The organism is Desulfocurvus sp. DL1XJH-121, assembly GCF_054819825.1.
The window spans coordinates 1-326 of the sequence record NZ_JBTVWW010000069.1; the positions used below are offsets into that span (position 1 = coordinate 1).

The following is a 326-nucleotide window of genomic DNA, read 5'->3' on the forward strand; positions in this document are numbered from 1 at the left end:
CCTGGTGGCAACGCATGCCGTCTCCATGGTTGTGCTTGAGGCCACCGGCGGTTACGAGCGGGGGTTGCTGAACGTCCTGTGCGCCGAGGGCGTGCCCGCGAGCGTTGCGAACCCTCGCCAGGTACGCGATTTCGCCAAGAGTCTCGGCATCCTGGCGAAGACCGACACGCTTGATGCACGAGTCTTGCGGCGCTTCGGGGAAACAACGCCGCAACGCCCCTACCGCAAGCCTTCCAAGGAGATGCAGCGACTCCGGGCGTTGATCCAGGAACGCATGCACCTCGTGCGGCTGATGGCGGCGCAGCGCTGCCGCCTCGCGACGCTGG

General features: G+C 66.6%; 1 protein-coding gene. It reads left to right on the forward strand.

Features of this window, described 5'->3' with window-relative positions; translation table 11 throughout:
- The coding region (locus ACYYG1_RS17340; RefSeq protein WP_461211589.1) for an IS110 family transposase at nucleotides 1–326 on the forward strand (326 nt) is incomplete at both ends.